This is a genomic window from Cellulophaga sp., from assembly GCF_039943695.1.
Lineage (GTDB): Bacteria > Bacteroidota > Bacteroidia > Flavobacteriales > Flavobacteriaceae > Cellulophaga.
Genome location: NZ_JBDVAA010000200.1, coordinates 1 through 5637, shown reverse-complemented (window position 1 = coordinate 5637; position 5637 = coordinate 1). Strand labels below are relative to the sequence as shown.

Genomic DNA, 5637 nt, shown 5'->3' with positions numbered 1-5637 from the left:
AACAATATTCTAGTTTTTTTAAAACAATATTCCAATGAATAGTTACTTTCACTAATAGGTTTTCCCAGTTTTTCTTTTACTTCTACTATGTTAGACTTACCTAGTATAATTCCGTTATAAAACTTTGCTTTTGCATTGTCTAATTTTATGTTAGTTAATACTTGCTCTTTAGGTTCTGGTGTACTTTCTACCCAGCTTTTATTAAAATTTAATTCTATACCTAAAGTATCATTTTTAATAGTAGTACTAGAGCTCCACATTGGACTAGAATTTCCGCAACTTAAACTACTATGTTTAGTTTCTGTAAAAGCTACTTGGTTTTTCTTTTTAAAACCTGAGTAGGTTAAAGAGTCAATTTTTAAATAAGATATTGTAAAGTCTTTATTAATACGTAAAGTATCTGTCAACTTTGTACTAGAATTAGCTTCTAGCTTTTCTGTTTCTTTAATTTCTTGTTTTTCTTTACTACCGCAAGAAAGTAATAATAAAAGCAGTATACAAAGTATGCTATTCTTCATTTAACTTATTGTTTTTAAATGTCTAGGGTAACACCTATCAATTCTAATTAAAACAATAATAAGTAGACTTTTTAAGTCAACATAGCGGCAATTAATATTCGTAAGGGTGTGTTGTATATTTAAGAGTAAATTTAGATACTAACCTTATATGATAAAATACAATTAACTATATCTATCATTTTTACTCTTTACTAACTTATTCTTTTGTTTTTTTGCTTTTTTTTCGAGTAAAACCATTCTATAGGTTAGCCCTAAGAACAAAACAAAAATAACTCCGGCATTAATAATTATTTCTGCAGAGTTAAAAGATCCGTTACTATTGTTACCAATCATTTCAATTACTTTATAAGTATAAAAATAAATAGCAATACCCGCTATAACTAATACAAATGGGGACTTATTTTTAAGGTTAAAGCCTAGTAAAATACCATAAGCAACAAAAAAGAACGTCAAGAAAATAGTAAGGTAATATTTTGTTTCTTCCCAATTTGATAGCTTAATTTCTTTAATTAATTGTTTATGTAAACTTACCTCATACTTTAATTTATTTAGGGTAAACAAACCAAATTCTGATGTATTTTTAGGTTTATTTTTAATATACTTATTTAGATAAGAGTTAGGCAAAACACTTTCTAATATACTATCTGGTGTACTTAATGCTAGCTCTTTTAAATTGGTTTCCTTAGCCAATATTTCGGTTTGTAATGAATCTTTATATTTATTTATGGCTAAAACATTCATCATTGACAATCTATTTTTTCTTAAATCGTCACTCATTTCTCTTTCTTCTTCAGTACTTAGTTTCTCTTTAAGAGTATATTGATACCTATTTAAGTAAGACACAATTTTAAGCTCAGGAACCACCATATTTTTAACTATAAAGATTAGTGCTGCAAACAAAACTGACGTTACTAAACCTAATTTTAATAATTTTATTACACTACGTTTATTACGTAACCAGTAGGCCGTAAACAACAAAGCAGAAATAAATAAACCAAAAAGCATAATAGTATCAACTAGGCTTAAACTAAATAAGCACGTATTAATTATATTGATTAAAACACCAGCTTCAACCATAAAATGTAGAATTACTTGTACTACTGAAAACAAATAATAAAAAAAACAACTTAATATAAAATACTTTAAAAACTGAAGTAATAATTTTTTTGTAGTCATGTTAATTTAGATAATGATTTTTAATGAGAAAAAGCCTCTATAATTTTATTAAAAGGAATAGCTATTAAGCGTTGTAAAAATGACATTTCTCTAATTTCAATATTAGACATCTGTATTACTTTTTACTTTACTATTTTGTTCTTTTACAACTCCGCCTAGCAGTATGCCAACCACGCCTGTAATTATATAGAATGGCAATCCTAAAAGTAAAAACACAGGAAAATCTTGCCAACTACTTACAGAGCATATTATTAAAAATAATAGTGTCGAAAAAAAAGGGTAAAAAAAAAGTTTTAGTTTAGATCTATATATACCCGTAGTTGCATAACAAATAGGTATTAAACTTATAATAACAGGTGCAACAAAAATGAATATAAAGTTTTCAATAGAAACATCAAAACTCTCTTTTAAAACTCTTAAAACAACTCCGTAAAGCACAGCTAAAAGTATACCTGAGTAACTTTGTATTTGTATCTTTTTTATAAGCATAGTTCTAAAATTAACTACTTACTCTGCTATAAACTTATTCTTAAAACTGACTAAGCTGCTCCATAAAATACTTTTTTAATGCATACAAACGAGAAGTTAAATTAGTATTTACCTCTTCTGTATTTGATATTTCTGTAATGATATACAAATAAAGCTCTAGATCATTTTTATCTAATTTATTGTTAACCTCATCTCCAAAAATTAATTTTCTTAAGGCTGCTGTTTTGGTAGAAGTTGTACTCTCTTTGTTATTTCTTTTTATACGCTCTAAATTTTCAATAAGATTTTTAACCATAAGGTCTCCATTTTTTAAATCTTTTATGGCATACGCATTTTTTGCCATAGATGAAATCATAAAACTAATATCTGCGTAAAGGTCTTTTGGATAAAAATTTGTAAATGCATCTAGCACCTCTTTACATCTTTTAATATCTCCTGTTTCTTTGTAATGATTAGTGAGGGTTTCAAAAGAAGATGTATAATTTATTAAAACAGAAAGCTCAGTTTTTGAGCTATTTTTAGTGTTTTCATGATATTGAAACTCATCTACTAAAACAGCATAGGTTTTATCTGCATCTATACCTGCTACATACTTATCATTTTCTATTTTGTTTTTAGGATTAGCTGTTATTTTATATGCAAAACCAGATTTCTCTAAATAGCTAGACACTACAGGCAACTCATTAAATGTACAGTAAACAGGTCTTGTTTTTATATTTGACGCTATAATATCTAACGCAAGTAATTCTCCCTTAACTATATAATTTGTTTTGTACTTAAGCTTTAAGGTATCTTGATTTATAGCAATAGCTATTTTATTTGTAGACAATTTAGCATTCTCTTTTGCTTTTTTATAAACTACAGATGAGTCTTTTGCATTTATTAGTTGTAGTGTACTTTTTAAATCTAAATACTTATTATCATTTTTATCCTTATCGAAAACCACATAAGACAAATTCTCTTTTGCATATGCATCTGGTTTTAGTGTAAGCCTAATTGGTGATGAAGCCAAAACCATATCATCTCTTAAATGGTTTACATAACTATTTTGGTTTAGTAAACTTGTATTTACAATAGCAACGTCTTGGCGGTGTTTTAGCTTTGCTTGTGCGTACATAAACGGAAATGTATCATTATCTCCTGTGGTAAATAAAATAGCATTAGGTTCTAAAGAGTTTAAATAGTTCTTTGCATAATCCATAACAAAATCTGTGTACAAACCATCTGGCAAAAATGCTAAAGCCTCTACCTGGTTTTGGTAAATACTAAGGTTTAAATAAGCATCAACATACTCGTTATCTAATTTATTACAAATGGTACCTACAACTGTTGGATAATCTGGATTTTTTTGACAAAGTATGGTATAATTTTCTATAGCCTTTTCTTCATAATTAATATATGTTTTAAGCTGCTCTTTTGTAAATTGATTTTTACCAGATTCTAAAAATTTAAATTGATCTTTAGGATCTCCAAATTCATAACTATTGTTTAATAAATGACTTGCACTGGCACTGTATGCTCTTCCTAAAGCATAGTATTCTAAATCTGTTAAGTCTTTTTTGTGCTCTAAAAAAGCAATAACATCTTTAGCCCAACCCACATAACCATAGTAAGGCAACACATTAAACCTTTCTTTATAATAATACGTTAAATGATAATTAGCATACTCGGCATTTAACGCTTTACCTTTAGGAAAATTTAACTCTTGGTATGTATTATTAGAAGCACTCCAGAACAAAGTTGTTTTTTTATAATCATTAGTATCATAATTATACTCTTGAATATAGTAACCCTCTTGTTTTTTAACAAATCTAATCTCATCTGTACCCTGCTCCTTCCGTAGATCATAACTTGTAAAGAACGTAGTTACTACATCATCAAAAGAAGGAAATTTATGTTGTGCGCTCTTGCAGCTAACACAAAAAATGAAACACAATAAAAGAATGCTTTTTTTAATCATTTGAGAAATGTATTTTTTTTAAATATATTTTTTAACGAATACCAATACTAACAATAGCAAAGCAATTACCAAAATAGCAATTAATATTCGTAAGCGTCTGTTATATATTTAAAATGCTCCTATTAGTTATTTTTAATAGTTTATCTCCCTAACTTCTAGTTTACCTATATCGTTTTTATTAAGAGAATTTTTAGACAATCTTTTGGTCCAATTACCATTTTTATCAAATGCTAAATACTTGTATTTTATATTAGATATAGTATCCTTATTTTTATTTATGGCTACTTTGTTTTTAATAAATTTATCATCTGTATAGTAATAAAAATGTGAATCTATTTTATCTCCGTTTACAAGAGTTACTTTAGAAAACCTATCATTTTGCTTTTCAACTCTAATAGAAAATAATAATTCATCATTAGGTGCAAAAGATTCCTCTAAAATTAAAGAATCAGATACATACTTTATTATGCTTTTGTTGCGTAAAACATTGTCTTTGCTATAATGAAAAGATTCATAATTTTTATCTTTAGTATACTTAGTTGTTGTGCTACTAGTTCTGTTATTTTCTGCGTTTAAAGTAATAGATTTTGTAAACCTTCCTAAACTATCAAAACTAACAATTAAGGTATTTAACAGACTAAGTTCATCTTCTTTAATTACGCTACTACTAAAATTAGCCTTATATGTTTTTTCTTTTAGAGATTTAGCTATACCTGTAAGTTCAAATCTATTCCATTCACTTGTAGTTTCGACTTGGTTTTGCTGATTTACAAAAGCACAACTTAATAGCAAAATTAAAAGTAACGTAATTAACAACTGCCTCATTATTTGTTTTTAATGTTATATTACTTCTTTTTAAAATGAATGTATTTTTCTCCGCAATCATTTAACTTCACATAATAATTCATTGCATTACCGTAATTCTGAATTGTTAATTCTCCTGGACTATATTGGCCCTCTACACCAAGTGTACGCTTGCCTATTTTTTTTAGCTCTGCATACTCTTTTTCTTTTTCGGTATCCTCTTCAGGCAAAGCAACATCAAAATAATCTTCAGCGTATTCAATCTCTGTTAAGTTAACATATAAACCTTCATCCCTATAAAAATTAAGCTTCCCTTTTAAATTTCGCTCTTTAGATATATAGCTGTAGTAGTACTCGCCTTTAGACTTTGTAAACGTAAGAGTTAGGTTGCAAACTTCATTGTAATATTCACCCAGTATATCTACTGGTAACGGAGTTACTTTTTTAGCTGCTTGTGTTAAAACTAAAGGGTATTCTTTTTTGTTTTCTGCATTTACCCAAACCCCTTTTATGCCAGAATCTTCAATTTTTCCTTTTAAAATAGCCAGTGTATCATTTTTATAATTTAGCTCGTATGCAAGTAAGCTATCTGCTACAGCTGTACCTACTACTTTTATATCTACACCTATTTTTTTGTAATAATAAAACCCATTTATATGGCCTTCCTTATTATCTAAGTTAAAGGCTACC

Annotated in this window: 6 protein-coding genes; all 6 read right to left on the bottom strand. The window is 27.6% G+C overall.

The window, feature by feature from the left end; genetic code table 11:
* The coding region (locus ABJD66_RS14585) for a hypothetical protein (protein WP_348132944.1) at nucleotides 1-518 on the bottom strand (518 nt) is incomplete at its 3' end.
* A gap of 162 nt (nucleotides 519-680) precedes the next feature.
* Complete coding sequence (locus ABJD66_RS14580) at nucleotides 681-1628, bottom strand: hypothetical protein (RefSeq protein ID WP_348132941.1); 948 nt, start codon at nucleotides 1626-1628, stop codon at nucleotides 681-683.
* 168 nt (nucleotides 1629-1796) lie between these two features.
* Complete coding sequence (locus ABJD66_RS14575) at nucleotides 1797-2183, bottom strand: hypothetical protein (protein ID WP_348132938.1); 387 nt, start codon at nucleotides 2181-2183, stop codon at nucleotides 1797-1799.
* 40 nt (nucleotides 2184-2223) lie between these two features.
* On the bottom strand, nucleotides 2224-4143 hold the full coding sequence (locus tag ABJD66_RS14570; protein WP_348132935.1) for a hypothetical protein: 1920 nt from the start codon (nucleotides 4141-4143) through the stop codon (nucleotides 2224-2226).
* Between the two features lie 132 nt (nucleotides 4144-4275).
* A complete protein-coding gene (locus tag ABJD66_RS14565) occupies nucleotides 4276-4968 on the bottom strand; it encodes a hypothetical protein (protein ID WP_348132932.1) in 693 nt (230 codons plus the stop codon).
* 20 nt (nucleotides 4969-4988) lie between these two features.
* On the bottom strand, nucleotides 4989-5637 hold a 649-nt coding region (locus ABJD66_RS14560; protein ID WP_348132929.1), incomplete at its 5' end, for a hypothetical protein.

Bases quoted from the DNA above. Each gene is read 5' to 3' on its own strand.
- ABJD66_RS14565 (WP_348132932.1), bottom strand. From the start codon at position 4,968: ATGAGGCAGTTGTTAATTACGTTACTTTTAATTTTGCTATTAAGTTGT.
- ABJD66_RS14570 (WP_348132935.1), bottom strand. From the start codon at position 4,143: ATGATTAAAAAAAGCATTCTTTTATTGTGTTTCATTTTTTGTGTTAGC.
- ABJD66_RS14575 (WP_348132938.1), bottom strand. From the start codon at position 2,183: ATGCTTATAAAAAAGATACAAATACAAAGTTACTCAGGTATACTTTTA.